This is a genomic window from Actinoallomurus iriomotensis (assembly GCF_030269445.1).
GTDB lineage: Bacteria > Actinomycetota > Actinomycetes > Streptosporangiales > Streptosporangiaceae > Actinoallomurus > Actinoallomurus iriomotensis.
In genome coordinates, this window is record NZ_BSTJ01000005.1 from 206,080 (window position 1) to 222,599 (window position 16,520).

Below are 16,520 nucleotides of genomic sequence, written 5' to 3' on the forward strand. Positions count from 1 at the left end.
CTGGGGATTCGGGTCGTGCATGGGATGCGAGACCAAGATCGTCTGTGATGGGGCGGAAGGGTGACCTGCGTCACCACGGCGGAAAGACCACCGCGCACCGAGGGAGCGGAAAGGTTCGCCCAGAGTCCCACCTCGCGCGCCGGGCCCCTGGCCTGGGGCCTCTACGATCGGGGTATGACCTCCGCCCAGGACAGGGCACCGCAGGCTCCGCAGCCCGGCGTTCCCTGGGCGGGACGGCCCCGGCGGGCCGACCTCATCTGCTGGTTCGGCATCGCGGCGAGCGGCCTGTACGCCCTGGCGATCATCCCGGTACGGCCGCTGCTCATCGGCCGCCATCCGGTGCTGCTGGAGCTGCTGACCGGCAGCATGACCTCGATCGTGACCGCCGGCGCGTTCGCCCGGGTCGGCCAGGTACCGCTGTTCCTGGCCGTCGTCTCCGCCGTCCCCGGCATGATCATGTTCGATCCGTTCTTCTGGTGGGCGGGACGGCGCTGGGGACGCGGCCTGCTGCTGATCTTCGCGGGCCGCAGCCGCCGCGGCGGCCGGCTGGTCGCCCGCGCCGAGAAGTACGGCCGCCGCCTGGGCTGGCTGGGCGTCGTGTTCGCCTACTACCTGCCCATACCGGCGGCGCTGCTGTTCGTGGTCGCCGGCTGGACCGGCATGCGGCTGGTCACCTTCGTGCTGCTCGACGTGGTCGCCGCGCTGCTGTGGATCGGGCTGCTCACCGGGCTGGGCTACTACCTCGGCCAGGACGCCGTCGACGTCGCCCGTGCCATCTCCCACTACGGACTGTGGATCTCCATCGCCCTGGTCGCCGGAGTGATCGTCACCCAGAGCGTACGGGGCCGCCGTGCCCCGGCCGCCGCCGACGCGGACTGATCAGTGCCGCTCCGGGGGCGGCGGGGGCGGCAGGGACTCCAGGCCCGGCGCCTCCCGCGGCCACACCACCAGCACCGGGCAGGGCGCGTGGTCGACGACGAAACGCGCCGCCGGGCCGAGGCTGTGCGGTCCGAGCCGCTCACGGTCGCCGTCGCGCGCGCAGATCAGCAGGTCGGCGTCCTCGGCGGCCCGTACGACCTCGCGTTCGACCCGGCCCCGGCGCCGCAGGACCGTCGCCGGGCGGCCCAGGCGTTCTCCGGCCGCCCGCAGCAGCTCCTCCGCGGCGGCCTCCGACAGCTCTTCCAGCCGGTCGCCGGGATCGCGTCGACCGCGCCCGCCGCGGCCGAGCAGCCCGGCGAATGCGGCGTGCGCGGCGCCGGCCGCCTCACCGCCGCTGACGTGCAGCAACGTGAACTCCGCGCCGGGCGGGGCAAGCGTGCGGGCCGCGTCGACCGCCGCCTGCCACGTGCCCTCCGTGATCCAGATGATCGTTACCACCGGCATGTCATCCTCCGAAGACCTTCAGCATCACCCACAGTGCCACCGTCGCCGCCGCCAGTGTGGCGGGCACCGCGACCAGTCCCAGCCTTGTGAAGTCGCCCAGGGCCGGTTCGGCGTCGCGTTCGTGCAGGACCCGCCGCCACAGCAGCGTGGCCAGCGAACCGACATAGGTGAGGTTGGGGCCGAGGTTCACCCCGATCAGCGCCGCGAGCACCGGGCCCGGCCCGCCCGACGCGAGCAGCGGCACCAGCACCAGCACGGCGGGCAGATTGTTGATCAGGTTGGCGAGCACCGCCGCGACGGCCGTGACCGCCAGCAGCGCGGGCAGGCTCGAACCGCCCGGCAGCACGTGCCGCGCCACGGCGCCCAGCCCGTTGTCGGTCACGCCCTTGACCACGACTCCGAGCGCCAGCACGAACAGGCAGAACAGCGGGTTCGCCGCCCCGGTCAGCTCTCGCACGCTCGTACGCCGCCGCGCCAGCGCCCGTCCCGACAGCACCAGCACCCCGGCCAGCGCCGCCCAGGCCGGGTTGTGCCCGGCGAGGGAGACCAGCGCGAACCCGCACAGCGTCAGCGCCAGCACCACCAGGGTGAACACCGGCAGGCGCGGTCGCCCCGCCGGCTCGGCGGGCGTGGCCCATGCCGCCAGATCCGCGCGGAAGAACCACCGGAAGACCGCGTACTCCACCGCGATCGCGGCCAGCCACGGCAACGCCATCAGCCCCGCGAACCGCGCGAAGGTCAGCCCGGTGGCGGAGAAGGCCAGCAGGTTCGTCAGGTTCGACACCGGCAGCAGCAGCGACGCCGAGTTGGCCAGATGCGTGCAGGCGTACACGTGCGGCCGTGGCCGGGTGCCGGCCCGCGCCGCCGTCGCGAACACCACCGGTGTCAGCAGCACGACCGTCGCGTCCAGGCTGAGCACCGCGGTGACCAGCGCGGCGACGGCGAAGACCCCGCCGAGCAGGCGTTCGGGGCGGCCCCGGCAGGTCCCCGCCATCAGGTCGCCGGCGGCGGTGAACAGGCCCTCGTCGTCGCACAGCTGCGCCAGCACCAGCACGGCGGCCAGGAACAGCACGACCGGCAGCAGCTCGCGGACCTGCGTCCACGCCCGTCCGGGCGGCACCGCGCCGATCGCCACGACCAGCGCGGCCGCCGGCACCGCGGCCACCGCCTCCGGCAGCCGCCGCGGGCGTGCCACGGCGAACGCCAGCACCGACAGGAGCGCCACGGCCGAGACGACCCCGGCGACGACGGTGTTCAGCACGGCCTCCCGGAGATGGTCCCGACGTCTCGAGGTCGGATTATGTCCGCGATCGCCGCCGCCAAGCGCGAGGTCGGCCCGCGCCGCGCCGATCCGATAGCGTTTCCGGCCGTGACGGGGTTCTTGGAGGAGACGTTCGGGCTCACCGGCCGGGTCGCGGTCGTGACGGGCGGAAGCTCGGGCATCGGCCGGGGCATCGCGACCGCGCTGGCGCGGGCCGGCGCGAGCGTCGTGCTCATCGCCCGCGGCGCGCCCGCGCTGCGCGAGACCGTCACCGCGCTGGAGTCGGCCGGCGGCCGGGCCGCCCATGTCATCGCCGACCTGGGGGAGCGTACCGAGGTACGGCGGGCGGCCGAGGACGCCGCGCGGATCTTCGGCGAACCCGACATCCTGGTCAACTGCGCCGGGATCAACCTGCGGCCGCCGATGGACGAGCTGGACGCGTCGGTGTGGGACCGGTCGATGGCGGTCAACCTCGACGCCCCGTTCCTGCTCGGCCAGCGGTTCGGGCCGGGCATGGCCGAGCGCGGCCACGGCCGGATCATCAACGTCGCCTCCCAGCAGTCCTTCCGCGCGTTCGGCAACAGCGGCGCCTACGGCGCCGGCAAGGGCGGCCTGGTCGCGCTGACCCGCTCCCAGGCCGAGGCGTGGTCGCCACGCGGGGTGTGCTGCAACGCCCTCGTGCCCGGATTCGTCGTGACGCCACTGACCACCCACATCCCGCCGGAGCGCCACGCCGCGATGGCGGACCGCACGCTGATCGGCCGCAACGGCCGCCCCGACGACTTCGCTGGCGCGGCCGTGTTCCTGGCGAGCGCGGCGTCGGCGTACGTCACCGGCCAGTCGATCTTCGTGGACGGCGGATTCTCCGCGCACTGAGCGACCGGCTCATACCGCGTGATCGCCCACGGGTCTCCTCGCCGCGCCTCGAGGGTCCTCGACGGCCTCACTCATAGCGTTCACTCCCAACGTGATGCAACGACTGAGATGCGAAAGTTCGACACCCCCCACCCGATCACCGTCGTCCTGAACGTCCCCGCCGGACGGGTCCAGCTGATCGCCGCCGACCGCACCGACACCACCATCGAGATCCAACCCGCCAACCCCGCCAAAAGCCGCGACGTCAAAGCCGCCGAGCAGACCACCGCCGAGTACGCCGACGGCGTCCTGAAAATCCAGGCCCCCGCCAAGAACCAGTACCTCGGCCCGTCCGGCTCCATCGAAGTGACCATCAACCTGCCCGCCGGCTCCCACATCCAGGCCACCGCCGCCAGCACCGAACTACACACCACCGGCCGCCTCGGCGACATCACCATCGGCGCCGCGGCCGGCGTCTCCGCCACCCTCGACGCCGGCACCACCCACGGCCGCGTCAGCAACACCCTCACAAACGACGGCACTCCCGGACTCGACATCCACGCCACCACCACCCACGGCGACATCACCGCCCACACCCTCTGAAGGAGCAGAGCCAGGGCCATCCGGCCGGGTCGTCGCCGACGGCCCGGCCGTCCGTTTCCCCAAGGCCGGTACCGGCGCGTGCGGTGGTCAGCTCGACCGGAGTAGGCGTTCGCCCAGCTCCCGTACTGCTCCGCGCAGTTCCGGTGGCGTGCGGACGGTGAACGGCCACCCCAGCCCGGCCAACATCTGGGCCATGCCGTCCAGGCGTTCGGCGCGGGCCCGCAGCAGCACACCCTCGGGCACCTCGGACAGCTGCGCCATCGTCGGCGGCAGCCGCCGTCGTGCCTCGGTGAGCGTCGTGTCCAGCACGACCTCGACCTCGTGCGCGTACGGGACGGACGCGAGCGAGCCGGTCACGTGCGCCACGACGTCGAACTCGCCGGGGTCCGCGAACGTCACCGGCAGCGGCTCGGCCGCGGCGACCCGGTCGACGCGGAAGGTGCGGACCTCGCCGCGCCGGTGGTCCAGCCCGGAGGCGTACCAGCGGCCGGAGTGGAACACCAGGCCGTAGGTGTCCAGCTCGCGTTCGCTGTCCTCGCCGCGCCAGGAGCGGTACCGCAGCCGTACTCTCCGCCGGTCGCGCGCCGCGGCGGCCAGGACCAGCAGCGCCGACGCGTCCGGCACCGTCGCCTCGCGCGGGGTCAGCGTGAACCCGAGGGTCTCGCGCAGCGCGGCGACGCGGTCCCGCAGCGACGCCGGCAGGACGCGATGGATCTTCTCCAGCGCACCGTCGGTGCCGACCCCGAGGCGTCGGCCGACCAGGAGGGCGAGCACGACCGCGACCGCCTCGTCCTCGGTGAACATCAGCGGCGGCAGCTTGTAGCCGGGCAGCAGCCGGTAGCCGCCGTACCGGCCGCGCCGTGCCTCCACCGGGATGCCCAGGTCGGCCAGACGCAGCGCGTAGCGACGCACGGTGCGCTCGTCGACACCGAGCGCGTCGGCCAGTTCCCGGCCGGTGAGCTCCCGGCGGGCCTGCAACAACTCGAGCATCGTCAGCACACGGGTGGTCGGATGTGACATCGAAGTCCTTCCCGGGCCGATTCTGCTCTTTATACCGGACCGGACTTGTCCGGAATCGCCTCTAGGTTCGGGGCCAGGCGAACGAAAGGACGCAAGATGGCGACATACGTACTGGTCCCGGGGTTCTGGCTCGGCGGCTGGGTGTGGGAGACGGTCGGCGCGCGGCTGCGGGCGGCCGGGCACGAGGTGCATCAGGTCACGCTCACCGGCCTCGGCGACCGGGCGCACCTGGCGACACCCGAGGTCGGCATGGAGACCCACACCCTCGACGTGGTCAACACCCTGCGGTACGGGGACCTGCGGGAGGTGATCCTCGTCGGGCACAGCGGCGGCGGGCTGCCGGTGGCGCAGGCCGCCGACCGGGTCCCCGAGCGGCTGACGCGGGTGGTCTACCTGGACTCGGTGCCGCTGCCGGACGGGATGCGGCAGTTCGACGCCAACCCGCCCGAGGAGCGCGAGGCGATCGAGAAGCGGGTCGCCGCGGAGGGAGAAGGCTGGCGGCTGCCCCCGCCGCCGTTCGCCGACGTCGCGGAGGACCCGGTCAACCTGGCCGATCTGAGCGCGGCCGACCTGGCGCTGCTGCGGGAACGGAGCGTGCCCCAGCCGTTCGCGACCGCCACCGACCCGCTGCGGCGGACCCACGGCACGCCCGTGCCGGAGACGCTGATCGCCTGTGTCTTCACCGAGGAGCAGGTGCGGCGGATGTTCGAGGAGAGGCATCCGATGATGGCCGGCTTCGACGGCGTGCCGCAGGTCGTGCCGCTGCCGACGGGGCACTACCCGATGCTGTCGCGGCCGGCCGACACCGCGCGGGCGCTGGCGTCACTCGTGTGACTCGGCGCGTTTCTTCAGCGCGGCGTTCATCGCGTCGAAGCGGTCGCAACTCGCGGCCAGGCTGCCGCGCAGGAACGGCACGGCGATGCCGCGGAACGTCTCGGCCTGGGTGAACCGCACCCGACCCGGACCGGCGGCCTCGATGGTGAACCGCTGCTCGCCGTCGGCCAGCCCGCCGACCTCGTGATAGCGGCTGAACCAGCGCAGCTCACGGCCCGCCTCGGCCGCCCGTACGGTCGTGCGGACGGTCGAGACGCCGCCGCCGGAGTGCAGGCGAAGGGTGAGGGTCCGCCCGACGGCGAGGCGGCCGTCCACGTCGGTGATCTCGGGATTCCAGCGGTCGTAGGAGCGCAGGTCGGTGAGGACCTGCCAGACCCGGGCGGGGGAGGCGGCGATCTCGGTGGAACGCGTCACGGTGTACGGGTGGGAGCGGCCCCACAGGTAGAAGCCGGCGAGGACGATGGCGGGTGCCAGAATGCCCGCGATCAGCCGGTTGAACATGAGCGGGAGCATGCCACAACCGCCGCGCAACGCACGCACCGGTAGGAGATCCCCTGCGTTCGACGCGTAGGGGATCTCCTACCGGTGGTCGCCGGCGTGAACGGCGTTCCCTCCCCGGGTGAGACCGCGAACGCCGTTTCATGGGCTCTGGCCGGAAAATCCGGTTGCCTCTGAGGGGGCGAGGCGCGCTGAATACAACGCATGGCCGCCATTCAGGGCTCATACGATGAACGGTTCACCGCGGTGCCCCGTGCGCTGGCCCGGCTGCTGGACGAGGGAGACGCGGGCGCCTCGGTCGCTGTCTTCGTGGACGGCGAGCCCGTGGTGGACGTTTGGGGCGGGTACGCCGACGCGGACCACACCGTCCCGTGGCAGCGGGACACGATCACGAATGTCTGGTCGGTCACCAAGACGATGACGGCGCTGTGCGCGCTGGTCCTGGCCGACCGCGGCGAACTCGACCTGGCCGCACCGGTCGGCCGATACTGGCGGGAGTTCGCCGTGGCGGGCAAGGAGAAGGTGCTGGTCCGGCACCTGCTCGCGCACACCGCGGGCCTGCCCGACTGGGACGGGCCGGTCGAGGATCTCTATGACTGGCCGTCCGCCACCGCCCGTCTGGGCGCCCAGGCCCCGCAGTGGGAACCGGGCAGCGCGGCCGGGTACCACTCGCTCACCCAGGGGTTTCTCGTGGGCGAGGTCGTGCGTCGGATCACCGGCCGGACCGTCGGCGGCTTCTTCGCCGAGGAGGTGGCCCGGCCGCTGGGCGCCGACTTCCACATCGGGCTGCCCGCCGAGCACGACCACCGGGTGGCGCTCACGGTTCCGCCGCCGTCGCGGGACGAGGACTACGCCGCCGGCGCGCCCGGCGGCAGCGCACTCCCCGCCGCCGGCACGACCATACGGGTCCGTGACGGCAACAGCATCGCCTGGCGCCGGGCGCAGATCCCCGCGGCCAGCGGATTCGGCAACGCCCGCTCGGTCGCCCTCGTACAGTCGGTGATGGCCTGCGGAGGAGCGGTGCGCGACCTGCGACTGCTGTCGCGGGCGGGCTGCGACCGTGCGAGGGAGGAGCAGTTCAACGGCGTGGACCGCATCCTGGGCATGCCGGTCCGCTACGGCCTGGGCTACGGACTGTTCGGCGGCACCCATGGCTGGGGCGGCTGGGGCGGCTCGATCGTCATGGTCGATCCCGACGCGCGTATGGCGGTGGCGTACGTGACGAACCAGATGCGCGAACCCGCGGACGACGATCGAGGGCTGGAGATCATCACGACCGCCTACGCCTGACCCTCGGGTCAGCGGTGGTACTCGCCGGGCCTTCGCGGCATCGCACCTTGATGTCGGATTCTCGCTAGCGTAGGCCGGTGGGCAGAGACGATGCTGGGGCACATGCATGAGGACGTGGAACGCTGCGTACGCGCGGTGCGGTCCAAGGACGCGCGGTTCGACGGATGGTTCTTCACCGCGGTGCTGACCACGGGGATCTACTGCCGGCCGAGCTGCCCGGTGGTGCCGCCCAAGGCGGAGAACATGCGGTTCTACCCCAGTGCCGCGGCGGCCCAGCAGGCCGGGTTCCGCGCGTGCAAGCGGTGCCGGCCCGACGCCAGCCCCGGCTCACCGCAGTGGAACGAGCGCGCCGACCTCGTGGGCCGCGCGATGCGGCTGATCGCCGACGGTGTCATCGACCGTGAGGGCGTGCCGGGCCTGGCCGCTCACCTGGGCTACAGCACCCGGCAGATCGAGCGTCAGCTGAACGCCGAGCTGGGCGCCGGTCCGCTGGCGCTCGCCCGTGCCCAGCGCGCCCAGACCGCGCGGCTCCTGATCGAGACGAGCACGCTGCCGATGAGCGACATCGCGTTCGCGGCCGGGTTCGCCAGCATCCGTACGTTCAACGACACGGTGCGAGAGGTCTTCGCGCTCTCGCCCACCGAGCTGCGCCACCGCGTCGGCCGCGGCCGGCCCGCCCAGGCCTCCGGCACGATCACGCTCCGGCTGCCGTACCGTGCGCCGCTGTGCCCCGACAACCTGTTCGGTCACCTGGCCGCGACCGCCGTTCCCGGCGTCGAGGAGTGGCGCGACGGGGCGTACCGGCGCACCCTGCGGCTCCCGCACGGCCACGGCATCGTCTCGCTGCGGCCGGGCCCGGAACACGTCACCTGCCGGCTGGCCCTCACCGACCTGCGCGACCTGGCCAACGCGATCAGCAGGTGCCGCTGGATGCTCGATCTGGACGCCGATCCCGTCGCCGTGGACGATCTGCTGCGCCGCGACCCGGTGCTGGCGCCGTACGTGGACAAGAGCCCCGGGCGGCGGGTGCCGCGGACCGCGGACGGCGCGGAGTTCGCCGTCCGCGCCGTGATCGGCCAGCAGGTGTCCACCGCCGCGGCCCGTACGCACGCGGGCCGGCTGGTCGGCGCGCTCGGCGACCCGGTGACCGACACCGAGGGCGGACTGACCCATCTGTTCCCCGCCTCCGAGGCGCTGGCGGAGATCGATCCGGCCACGCTGGCCTTCCCCCGGGCGCGCCGCGTGACGCTGACGACCCTGGCGGCGGCGCTCGCCGCGGGCGAGATCGACCTGGGGCCCGGCAGCGACTGGGCCGAGGCGCGCGTGCGGCTGGGCGACCTGCCCGGCCTGGGCCCCTGGACGATCGAGACGATCGCGATGCGGGCGCTCGGCGACCCGGACGCCTTCACCGCCACCGACCTGGGCGTACGCGCCGCCGCCCGGCACCTCGGCCTGCCCGGCACCCCGGCGGCGCTGATCCGCCACTCCGCGGCGTGGCGGCCCTGGCGCGCGTACGCGGTGCAGCACCTGTGGGCCACCGGCGACCACGCCATCAACCGGATCCCCGCCTGAACCCCTTCGACCCGATCAGGATCACACCATGCCCCACACCGTCGTGGACAGTCCCATCGGTCCGCTCACACTCGTCGGCGCCGACGGCGCCCTCACCGGCGTGTACATGGACCGGCAGCGGTACCGGCCCGAGCCCGAGACCTTCGGCGACCGGGACGACGTGCCCTTCACCGAGGCGGCACGGCAGCTGGAGGAGTACTTCGCCGGGACGCGCACCCGCTTCGACCTGCCCCTCGCCCCGGCCGGCACGCCGTTCCAGCGGCAGGTCTGGGAGGCGCTGCAGGTGATCCCGTACGGGCAGACGGTGTCGTACGGGCAGCTCGCCGACCGGCTCGGCCGGCCTGCCGCCGCACGCGCCGTCGGTTTCGCCAACGGCCACAACCCGATCAGCATCATCGTGCCCTGCCACCGGGTCGTGGGTTCGAACGGCGACCTGACCGGCTACGGCGGCGGGCTGGAGCGCAAGCGGCGGCTGCTGGACTTCGAGCGGAGCGTCAGCGAGGGCCGGTCGTGACGGTGTGGCGGGCGCGCCACTCGTCCTCGAGTATCGCGTACACCACCTCGTCCACCCATTCGCCCTTGACCCGCTCGTTCTGCACCAAGTGGGCCTCGCGGCGCATGCCGAGGCGTTCGAGCACGCGGGCGGAGGCGGTGTTGCGGGCGTCGAGGCGGCCGGTGACGCGGTGCAGGCCGAGCTCTTCGAAGGCCAGGCGCAGGATCACCTCGGCGGCCTCGGTGGCGTAACCGTGCCCGCCGTAGTCGGGGTGGAAGATGTAGCCGATCTCGCCCTGCCGGTGGGCCTCGCTGATCCAGAAGAGCTGGACATCGCCGATCATCTTCCCGGTCTCGGGCAGCTCCACGGCGAGCGTCAGGTTGTCGCCCTCCTCGCGCAGCGCGGACGCGGCGATCTTCATGGCGAGCGATCCGCGCGCCTGGGTCAGGTCCCGCGGGCCCCAGTACAGGTAGCGGGTCACGTCGGGGCGGGACTGGATGGCCGCGAGATCGGCGAGGTCGTCGTCGGTGTAGCGCCGCAGCAGCAGCCGCTCGGTCTTGATCGGGAGCTCCGGAGACAGCACCGGTCGATCGTAGTGACCGGCCCGTCCCGAGCGCGAGGTGTTTTTCGCCGATCTGGGGCTTTCGCGGCCGCGCCGGGCTGCGGCACGCTGGGACGATGCTGATCACGACCGGCGCGGACGTCGCCGAGGAGACCCGCGCGTTCAACCAGACCCTGGCCGAGACCCTCGCGGCTCTCCCGGCGCACTACGAGGTGAACGACCCCGTGGCGTCGCGTGCGGCGCGCGCCCGCGGCGAGGGCCCCTTCCCGGTCCCCGTGCGCCTGGACGTGGGCCGGGACCGCACGATCCCCGGCCGCGCCGGGCGGATCCCGCTGCGGGTGTTCGTCCCGCCGGTCGTCCGCGGCGTTCACCTGCACATCCACGGCGGAGGCTGGACGTTCGGCTCGGCCTCCGACCAGGACGCCCTGCTGTGGCGGCTCGCCCAGGCAGCCGAGATGGCCGTGGTCAGCGTCGACTACCGGCTCGCGCCGGAGCACCCCTACCCGGCCGCCCCGGACGACTGCGAGGACGCGGCGCGCTGGCTGGTCGCCAACGCCCAGAACGAGTTCGGCACCGACCGGCTGACGGTCGGCGGCGAATCGGCCGGCGCGCACCTGGCCACGGTCACCCTCCTGCGTCTCGGCGGGCGGGGATTCCGCGCGGCCCAGCTCACGTTCGGGGCCTTCGACCTGTCGATGACGCCCAGCCAGCGGCTGTGGGGCGAGCTGAACCTCGCCCTGTCCACGCCGGTCATGGCCTGGTTCTACGACCAGTTCCTGCCGGGCACCGACGCCGAGGCGCGCCGGGCCCCGGACGTCTCCCCGCTGTACGCGGACCTGAGCGGCCTGCCGCCGGCCCGTTTCGTGGTCGGCACGCGCGACCCGCTGCTGGACGACACGCTGTTCATGGAGTCGCGCTGGCGCGCGGCGGGCAACGAGACGGCGCTGGAAGTGATCGCCGAGGCCCCCCACGGGTTCCTGTCGTTCCCGCTGACGGTCGCCGAGCGCGAACTGACCGCACAGGCGGAGTATCTGGCCAAGGCCGTCGCCGACTAGATGAGTGATTCCGAGGGTGTCAGTGGTGGGGGCGGGGCGGGGGTGTCGGACCGGGCGGGAGGCGGGTGTTCCTCTCAAGGTGTTCTTCTGACAGGAAAAATTTCTCCTCTCAGAAGAAGCCCGCCATCGGCTACCCCCGCCTCCGGCGCGTGACGCACCACCGGGAATCACTCGTCTAGGGGACGCGGGCGCCGGGCCAGTGCGCGGGGCGTACCCGGGTGGCCGGCAGGCGCGTGCCGGCGTCGCCCTTCGCGGCGTCCAGCTGGGCCTGGGTGAGGAACAGGCTCGTGCCGAGATCGGCGCCGCGTACGTCGGCGTCGCGCAGGTCGGCTCCGGTGAGGTCGGCGCCCGCCAGGTCGGCGTCCTTCAGGTTCGCGCCGATGAGCAGGGCGCCGCGCAGGTTCGCGCCGCGTAGGTCGCGTCCGCTGAGGTTCCGGCCCATCAGGTCGGCGCCGCGGTGGTCGCGTCCGGGCGTCCCGGCGCGGGCCAGCTCACTGGCGCGCGACAGCAACGCGTTGGCCTCGCGCCGCCACGCGTCGACGTCGATCTTCAGCAGGTCGTCGGGGTCGCCCTCGGCGAGACGCTCGATCTCCCGGCGCGTACGGCCGAGCCGGTCGGCCAGCGGACGCGCCGGGGGCAGTGCCAGCGCCTCGGTCAGGTACCACAGCAGCTCGTGCAGGTCCCGCATGATCGGGAAGACCGCGAACATCCGCCGCGCGGTGTCCGGGTCGGCGCGCCAGTCGCGGCCGCCGAAGGTGTGCTGGGAGACCTGCTGGCCCGCGCCGAAACAGTCGTAGACGGTGCAGCCACGAAAGCCCTTGTCCCGCAGGTCCGCGTGGATGCCGCAGCGGAAGTCGGCGCGCAGGTTCGGGCAGGGCCGTCCGGCGTCCTTGTCGATCGCGAAGTCCACCGACGCCGCGAACGCCGGTGCGACGCAGCACAGCGCGAAACAGTTCGCGCAGTCGGCGCGCAGCTCTCGTTGCTCGGGCAAGGCGGATCCCCCGTGGTGACTCAGCCGATCGTTCGCAGCCTAATCCCGGCGCGGTGCCGGTCGGTCACCAGCCGGCGATGACCTGCCGCCCCTGGGGGATGGCGAGGTCGAGCAGGCCGGGGAACCGGGCGTCGAGGTCGTCGCGGCGGAGCCGGTTGAGCCGGCGTGTGCCCTCGTCCCGCTGGCGGATCACGCCGGCCTCGCGCAGGGTCTTGAAGTGGCCGCTCTGCGTGGACTTGCTGACCGGCAGCGCGAACGTCGTGCACGCGAGCTCGCCGTCCGGTTCGACGTCGGCGAGCCGGGCCACGATCGCCAGCCGGACGGGGTCGCCGAGAGCCGCCAGCACGGTGGTGAACCGCAGCTGGGCACGATCGGGATGCAGGAGTTCGGTCGCGGTCCGGCTGGCCATGGCATCCATCATAGCCGCCATGTTCGGCGAACCCGAACATCTGCTATGTTCGCGATTCCCGAACATGATGGGAGTCGCGAATGCCGTTCCACCTCACCGCCGCGCGCCGGACGCCCGGGCGCGACCACCGCTCGCCGGACCCGGACCCCCGGCCCGGGCGATGGCGGTTCTGGGCCGTCGCCTACGCGCTGCTGATCCTGCTGACCGGCACGAACCTGCCGACGCCGCTCTACCGCGGCTACGCGGTGGAGTTCGGCTTCTCGTCGCTGGTCGTCACGCTGATCTTCGCCGCGTACGCGGCCGTCCTGATCCCCTCACTGCTCGTGGCGGGCCCGCTGTCGGACGCGGTGGGGCGCCGGGCCGTACTGGTGCCGGCGGTGGCCCTGGCCGCCCTCGGCTCGCTGGTGTTCGCGCTGGCGGAAGGCACGGCATGGCTGTTCGCGGCCCGGATCCTGCAGGGTGCCGCGCTCGGCGCGGCCTCGGGTCCGCTGACCGCGACGCTGACCGAACTCGAACCCGGGGGAGACCGCCGCCGGGCGGCCCTGGTGGCCACCGTGGCCACCGCCGGCGGGCTCGGACTCGGGCCGGTGCTGGCCGGGCTGCTCGCCCAGTACGCGCCGGCGCCGCACGTGCTGCCGTTCGCGGTGGAGCTCGTGTTGCTCGTGCCGGCCTGGGCGGCGATCGCCACGCTGCCGGCGAGGCGCACCCACGCCCGCTGGGTTCCGCGCCGGCCGCAGATCCCCGCCTCGATGCGGACGGTGTTCGCGACCAGCGGGACGGCGAGCCTCCTGGCCTTCGCCGTGATCGGGCTGTTCCTCACCCTCGTGCCGCCGTATGTCGCCGCGCTCTCCGGCAGCGGAAACCTCCTGCTGGGCGGTGCGGCCGTGGCACTGATGCTGGCCTGCTCCGCGCTCGCCCAGCTCACCGGCTACGGCCGGGCGGCGCGACGGCTGGAGTCGGCCGGACTTCCGCTGCTCGCCGCGGGGCTGGTGCTGCTCGCCGTCGCCGGCACCGTGTCCTCACTGGCGCTGCTGCTCGTCGCGACCGTGTTCGCCGGTCTCGGTCAGGGCCTGGTGTTCCTCGGCGGCCTCACCGCGGTGAACCAGGCGGCTCCTCCCGGCCGCCAGGCCGACGTGCTGTCCAGCTTCTACGTGGTGCTCTACCTCGGCGTCGGCGTACCGGTCGTCGGCGTCGGGTTCCTCGCCACCGCCGTCGGGCTTCTCGCCGCCGTACGGTACTTCGCGGGCGTCACCGCCGCGCTGTGCGTGGTGGTGCTGCTCGTCCTCGCCCGCACCCGCCGCTGACTCACCGCTCTCGGTCGAGGAACCCGGCGAGCACGGCCCGCAGCGCTTCGGGGGCGTCGAGGTGGACGTCGTGCCCGGCGCGCGGGACGGCCACCATCACGGTGTCCGGCCGCGCCAGAGCCATCTCGCGCTGCTCGTCGGGGGAGATGATGCCGGACTGACCGAGGACGACGAGCGCCGGACAGGCCACCCGCCGCCACTCGGGCCAGAAGGACGGGCGGACCAGGCCGGCCAGGGACCGCACCATCAGCCCGGCCTCGAACCGGGGCCACCAGCCGTCGCCCCGTAGCTCCAGCCCGGCGGCCCAGCCCGCTCCGGCCGGGCCGCCGCCGAAGAACTGCGCCGCGGCGTCGAGCGAGGCGAACGGCACGGGCCAGCCGGCGAGCCAGGCGCCGATCCGGTCCACTTCGCGCGGGTCGACGCCCCGGGCACCCGCCTCGACCATCACCAGCGCCCGTACGAGGTCGGGGCGGGCGGCGGCGACCAGCATCGCGGTGTTCCCGCCGAGGGACTGCCCGACCAGGGCGACCTTCTCCAGGCGCAGCGCGGTGATGATCTCGATGACGTCCGCCACGTACGCCGACCGGGACATGTCGCCGTCGAGCGGACGGCGTTCGCTGGCACCATGCCCGCGCTGGTCGAGGGTCAGCACGCGGTGCCGGTCGCGCATCCCGGCGACCGTGGCGTCCCATTCGCCGCCGTACCCGGCGAGCCCGTGCAGGAACAGGACGGGACGCCCGGCGCCTCCGTGGTCACGCGCGACCAGCCGGACGCCGTCCCGTACGACGGTGTGCTCCGTCCAGCCGGTGTTCGGCTCGCTCATCGATCCCCGCCGAGTACGCCGGTGCCGGTCACGTGACGTCCGGTCCCTCCGGCGGGGCGCCTTCCGGCGGCCGGTCGCGGGCCGCCAGTTCCTCACGCGCGGCCTGCAGGTGCGCCTCTGCCTGAGCGGCGCGTTCGCGCTGCCGGTCGGCCTCGGCCCGGGCCGCGCCGCGATCGTGGCGGAGCCCGTCGACCTCGGCCGTCACCCGGTACAGGTCGGCGCGCGCCTGTTCGGTCTCGCGCCGCTGGTCCTCCAGCTTCTGGGTGAGTTCCCGTACGGACCGCTCGGCGCGGTCGCCGACCGCGGCATTCGCCGCGGCGGTCCGCTGTGCCTCCGCCGCCTGCTGTTCGGCGGTCTCGGCCCGCTGCCTGGCGGCGCGTGCGTCGGCTCGGGCGGTCTCGGTCGCGGTGTGCGCCGCGGTGAGTTCGGCCTGTGCCGCGGCGAGGTCGGCCCGGCAGTGCGCGAGTTCGGCGGCGAGGCGCTCCCGGTCGCGCCGTTCCTCCTCCAGCCGTTCGGTGGCCGCTTCCAGGCGTGCGGCCAGGGACTGCTCGGCCTGACGCGCGAGCGTGGCGGCGCGCTCGGCGTGTTCGCTGGCCTGCTGATGCGCGGCGACGGTCTCGGCGGCCCGCTGCCTGGTCTCGGCCGCCTCGGCCCGGGCCTGAGCGGTCTGCGCCTCGGCCTCGGCGCGGGCCCTGCGGTCCTGCTCGCCACGGGCGGCCGCCTGGGACGCCCGGTCCTCGGCCTGGTCCGCCTGACGACGTGCCGCTTCGGCCTCCTGCCGGGCCGCCTCGGCGTCGGCCTTCACCTCGGCGACCTGGACGCTGGTGACGTCGGTGATCGCCGCGAACCCCTCGATCGCCCTGGCCAGCATCGCCTGGACCTCGGCCATCACGGGAACGGCCTCCTCCGCCACGGCCGTCACCATCCGCAGCGGATCACCGAGCGCCTCGGCGACCCGCGCCTCACGCATGGACTGCGCCCGTTCCTTGCAGTCCTTGGGCGGCGGGCAGTAGAGACGCCGCCGTCCGCCCTTGTACCGGCCGTCGGCGCGTCGGACCGGCTCCGGAAGCGGAACCCGGCAGACCTGACACCGCCCGTACGGAGCGGGTCCCTCGCCCTCACCGTCCGCCGGCTGCGGCTCACCGGCACTGAGCGCGGCTGCGGGTTCCTCGGTGTTCGCTTCGGCATCAGCCATGATCGAGAAGCTATCAGGTTCTGTTGAGCGATACTCGAAACTCGTAAGGAGAAAAGCGAAACTTAACAATGCCGTGCTGATGAGAGTAGATGAGAATGACTCTTATCATTCACTCGCGTGACGAGCGCCGACGGAAGCCTTCACGGCCGTACGGGAGGCCACTCAGACCCAGCAGGCCGCCGACTCGCCGCCCGGCGCGGCCGGCGATGCCGAACGCCGGGTGACAGAGATCAAGGAGCGCGGAATCCCTCCGCCCGTCTCACGCGCACCGAGCAAGGAACCGAGCGTCCAGGCGAACGCGACGTCCAAGCCGCGCGGCAGGACACCGAGCGCTTGATCGCCGAACGCGGCCAGGCCCGCACCGGCCTGGCC

The 16,520-nt window shown here is 73.4% G+C and carries 18 protein-coding genes; 9 read left to right on the plus strand and 9 right to left on the minus strand.

Annotated features, from left to right (window positions below; genetic code table 11):
* Positions 1-174 precede the first annotated feature (174 nt).
* Positions 175-879, plus strand: a complete 705-nt coding sequence (locus QSK37_RS21790; protein ID WP_285575851.1) for a DedA family protein — start codon at positions 175-177, stop codon at positions 877-879.
* On the opposite strand, the gene QSK37_RS21795 is transcribed toward QSK37_RS21790, so the two are convergent.
* Together QSK37_RS21795 and QSK37_RS21800 are read right to left on the minus strand one after the other, a co-directional pair.
* A complete protein-coding gene (locus QSK37_RS21795; protein ID WP_285575849.1) occupies positions 880-1,383 on the minus strand; it encodes a universal stress protein in 504 nt (167 codons plus the stop codon).
* 1 nt (position 1,384) lies between these two features.
* Positions 1,385-2,644 carry an SLC13 family permease gene (locus QSK37_RS21800; RefSeq protein WP_285624064.1) on the minus strand — a complete coding sequence of 420 codons (1,260 nt, stop codon included), beginning with the start codon at positions 2,642-2,644 and terminating at the stop codon, positions 1,385-1,387.
* 39 nt (positions 2,645-2,683) lie between these two features.
* Between QSK37_RS21800 and QSK37_RS21805 the strand changes: the two genes are divergently transcribed.
* Together QSK37_RS21805 and QSK37_RS21810 are read left to right on the plus strand one after the other, a co-directional pair.
* On the plus strand, positions 2,684-3,520 hold the full coding sequence (locus tag QSK37_RS21805) for an SDR family NAD(P)-dependent oxidoreductase (protein ID WP_285624067.1): 837 nt from the start codon (positions 2,684-2,686) through the stop codon (positions 3,518-3,520).
* 108 nt (positions 3,521-3,628) lie between these two features.
* Entirely contained in the window at positions 3,629-4,102 is a 474-nt protein-coding gene (locus tag QSK37_RS21810) for a DUF4097 family beta strand repeat-containing protein (protein ID WP_285624069.1), read from the plus strand.
* Between the two features lie 87 nt (positions 4,103-4,189).
* Here the strand turns inward: QSK37_RS21810 and QSK37_RS21815 are convergent, their stop codons facing one another.
* The gene (locus tag QSK37_RS21815; protein ID WP_285624071.1) at positions 4,190-5,122 is read right to left on the minus strand and encodes a helix-turn-helix transcriptional regulator; all 933 of its coding nucleotides are present in this window, start codon (positions 5,120-5,122) and stop codon (positions 4,190-4,192) included.
* 96 nt (positions 5,123-5,218) lie between these two features.
* On the opposite strand from QSK37_RS21815, the gene QSK37_RS21820 reads away from it, so the two are divergent.
* Positions 5,219-5,956, plus strand: a complete 738-nt coding sequence (locus QSK37_RS21820) for an alpha/beta fold hydrolase (RefSeq protein ID WP_285624073.1) — start codon at positions 5,219-5,221, stop codon at positions 5,954-5,956.
* Here the strand turns inward: QSK37_RS21820 and QSK37_RS21825 are convergent.
* Positions 5,945-6,457: an SRPBCC domain-containing protein gene (locus QSK37_RS21825; RefSeq protein WP_285624076.1), complete on the minus strand. Its 513-nt coding sequence runs from the start codon at positions 6,455-6,457 to the stop codon at positions 5,945-5,947. The two genes, QSK37_RS21820 and QSK37_RS21825, sit on opposite strands and share 12 nt — an antisense overlap.
* 201 nt (positions 6,458-6,658) lie before the next feature.
* On the opposite strand from QSK37_RS21825, the gene QSK37_RS21830 reads away from it, so the two are divergent.
* From QSK37_RS21830 to QSK37_RS21840, 3 genes are all read left to right on the plus strand, one after another.
* The gene (locus tag QSK37_RS21830; protein WP_285624080.1) at positions 6,659-7,744 is read left to right on the plus strand and encodes a serine hydrolase domain-containing protein; all 1,086 of its coding nucleotides are present in this window, start codon (positions 6,659-6,661) and stop codon (positions 7,742-7,744) included.
* A 102-nt stretch (positions 7,745-7,846) separates the two neighbouring features.
* The gene (locus QSK37_RS21835; protein WP_285624103.1) at positions 7,847-9,316 is read left to right on the plus strand and encodes an AlkA N-terminal domain-containing protein; all 1,470 of its coding nucleotides are present in this window, start codon (positions 7,847-7,849) and stop codon (positions 9,314-9,316) included.
* 28 nt (positions 9,317-9,344) lie between these two features.
* The gene (locus tag QSK37_RS21840; protein ID WP_285624105.1) at positions 9,345-9,830 is read left to right on the plus strand and encodes a methylated-DNA--[protein]-cysteine S-methyltransferase; all 486 of its coding nucleotides are present in this window, start codon (positions 9,345-9,347) and stop codon (positions 9,828-9,830) included.
* Here QSK37_RS21840 and QSK37_RS21845 read toward each other — a convergent pair.
* The gene (locus QSK37_RS21845; RefSeq protein ID WP_285624108.1) at positions 9,811-10,392 is read right to left on the minus strand and encodes a GNAT family N-acetyltransferase; all 582 of its coding nucleotides are present in this window, start codon (positions 10,390-10,392) and stop codon (positions 9,811-9,813) included. The genes QSK37_RS21840 and QSK37_RS21845 overlap by 20 nt on opposite strands.
* A 95-nt stretch (positions 10,393-10,487) precedes the next feature.
* Between QSK37_RS21845 and QSK37_RS21850 the strand changes: the two genes are divergently transcribed.
* Positions 10,488-11,426, plus strand: coding sequence for an alpha/beta hydrolase (locus QSK37_RS21850; protein ID WP_285624110.1), 939 nt, complete (start codon positions 10,488-10,490; stop codon positions 11,424-11,426).
* Between the two features lie 175 nt (positions 11,427-11,601).
* On the opposite strand, the gene QSK37_RS21855 is transcribed toward QSK37_RS21850, so the two are convergent.
* Together QSK37_RS21855 and QSK37_RS21860 are read right to left on the minus strand one after the other, a co-directional pair.
* Positions 11,602-12,417 (minus strand): pentapeptide repeat-containing protein, encoded by an 816-nt coding sequence (locus QSK37_RS21855; protein WP_285624113.1) that lies wholly within the window; start codon positions 12,415-12,417, stop codon positions 11,602-11,604.
* Between the two features lie 64 nt (positions 12,418-12,481).
* Positions 12,482-12,826, minus strand: a complete 345-nt coding sequence (locus tag QSK37_RS21860) for an ArsR/SmtB family transcription factor (protein ID WP_285575815.1) — start codon at positions 12,824-12,826, stop codon at positions 12,482-12,484.
* Between the two features lie 80 nt (positions 12,827-12,906).
* Here QSK37_RS21860 and QSK37_RS21865 point away from each other — a divergent pair, with 80 nt between their 5' ends.
* On the plus strand, positions 12,907-14,130 hold the full coding sequence (locus QSK37_RS21865; RefSeq protein WP_285624115.1) for an MFS transporter: 1,224 nt from the start codon (positions 12,907-12,909) through the stop codon (positions 14,128-14,130).
* Between the two features lies 1 nt (position 14,131).
* On the opposite strand, the gene QSK37_RS21870 is transcribed toward QSK37_RS21865, so the two are convergent.
* Both QSK37_RS21870 and QSK37_RS21875 read right to left on the minus strand, forming a co-directional pair.
* Complete coding sequence (locus QSK37_RS21870; RefSeq protein ID WP_285624117.1) at positions 14,132-14,953, minus strand: alpha/beta fold hydrolase; 822 nt, start codon at positions 14,951-14,953, stop codon at positions 14,132-14,134.
* Positions 14,954-14,981: 28 nt separating this feature from the next.
* Positions 14,982-16,148 (minus strand): coiled-coil domain-containing protein, encoded by a 1,167-nt coding sequence (locus tag QSK37_RS21875; RefSeq protein WP_285624119.1) that lies wholly within the window; start codon positions 16,146-16,148, stop codon positions 14,982-14,984.
* Positions 16,149-16,520 lie beyond the last annotated feature (372 nt).